Source organism: Pseudomonas sp. HMWF006 (assembly GCF_003061205.1).
GTDB lineage: Bacteria > Pseudomonadota > Gammaproteobacteria > Pseudomonadales > Pseudomonadaceae > Aquipseudomonas > Aquipseudomonas monsensis.
The window spans coordinates 1-1,694 of sequence record NZ_QAIU01000496.1 but is presented as its reverse complement, the minus strand read 5'-3'; the positions used below and the strand labels follow the sequence as shown (position 1 = coordinate 1,694).

At 56.9% G+C, this 1,694-nt stretch carries 1 protein-coding gene, 1 tRNA gene and 1 pseudogene; all 3 read left to right on the top strand.

The window, feature by feature from the left end:
• Positions 1–327 (top strand): annotated as a pseudogene (locus DBR24_RS21575) (SAM-dependent methyltransferase); the annotation flags it as partial.
• A gap of 344 nt (positions 328–671) precedes the next feature.
• Positions 672–1,508, top strand: a complete 837-nt coding sequence (locus tag DBR24_RS21570) for an FkbM family methyltransferase (protein ID WP_128615759.1) — start codon at positions 672–674, stop codon at positions 1,506–1,508.
• Between the two features lie 75 nt (positions 1,509–1,583).
• A tRNA-Thr gene (locus DBR24_RS21565) sits at positions 1,584–1,659 on the top strand.
• Positions 1,660–1,694: the final 35 nt, after the last annotated feature.

The following is a 1,694-nucleotide window of genomic DNA, read 5'->3' as shown; positions in this document are numbered from 1 at the left end:
GAAGAATACCTGCCCACCCCGTCCCTGCCCAGCGCCTGGTTGGACAAAACCTTCGCCGATTACTGCCGCGATCTGGCAGCGCTGAAAGAGTTATCCACAATCGGCTCGCCAGATTGGTCGACACTCGAAGCCGCCAGTTGGCAGCGGTTGGCCGAAGTTCGCAACCTTGAATTGCTTCGCGGATTGTTCCGACGACCACTGGAGCTTTGGCTGAATCTGGATCGGGCACTTTTCCTCCTCGAACAGGGATACGTCGTACGCCTCGGCACCTTTTGCGACACCTCACTCACACCGCGTAACTTACTGCTGCTCGCCGAACGCGCTTAAAACGTTACAGCCTGTGGATAACTCTGTTGATGGATTTGCCGTGGATCCAATATCTGCGCCTGTTTCGTCGCCTTAACGACACTGGTCATTTTTTGTTCACATAAATAAAAAACCTGTAAAACAGGGATTTGCGAACAAAATGAGAACGCGTCCACAAAATCCCCGCCACACCACGCTACGCTGCTTCCCGTTGTGCATAAGCTTCAGATCGAAATGACATAACCGCCGAATCACGGACCGTTTCAGCGGGAAATTGCGCCTGCCCTTCACCCTTGCTATACAGGCTCACACCGTGCAGGCAGCACACAGACGAACAAGAACAATCCGACCAACAGGGAGTGACCGTGACTTTCATTTCATACGCACAGAACTTCGAGGATATTCGCCTGTGGCGCGCGTTCAAATTCTTTGAAAACGGCTTCTATATCGATGTCGGCGCCAATGATCCGGTTCACGACTCGGTGACCAAGGCCTTCTATGACCGCGGCTGGAGCGGCGTCAACATCGAGCCGATGCAAAACTACCACGATGCCCTGTGCCAACAGCGCCCGCGCGACACAACCCTGCAATGCATTGCCAGTGATACGCCCGGCGAAGTGACGTTCTACGCCATCCCTGACACCGGCCTGTCCACCGCCGACCCGCTGGTCGCTCAGGAGCGCAAGGATGCCGGCTTCGAAGTACAGAGCCTGACGGTAAAAGCCCGCACCCTGACATCAATCTGCGAAGAACACGCCACCGACCGGGACATCCACTTCCTGAAAATCGACGTCGAAGGCCACGAAGAAACCATGCTGCGCGGCATGGACTTCAGCCGCTTCCGCCCGTGGATCCTCATCATCGAAACCCCGTTTGAACGCGACCACACCTGGGAACACCTGGTCACTGATGCCGGCTATCAATCGTTCCTGTTCGATGGCCTCAACACGTGGTTCCTCGCCGAAGAACACCTGAACCTCAAGCCCGCCTTCGACCTCCCACCCTGCAACCTCGACAACTTCCAGCTGTGCTTCGGCCACCTCTTCGCCCACCCCGTCAGCCCCGGCGAAGCCGACGCCCGCAAACAAATCAACGCCGCCATACAACGCGCCGAACGCGCCGAAGCCCAGCTCCTCGCCATGCAGAACAGCCGCACCTGGCGCGCCCTGCACACGCTACGCAACGTCCTGCGCCGGGCCTGATCCGACCCGGCGCAAAAATAGTCTGAATTCAGGGGTTTACAGAACCAACCCAATCGCTATAATCGTCGCCCACACGCCGGTATAGCTCAGTTGGTAGAGCAACTGACTTGTAATCAGTAGGTCCCGGGTTCGACTCCTGGTGCCGGCACCATACAAAACAAAGCCCCTGCAGAAATGCAGGGGCTT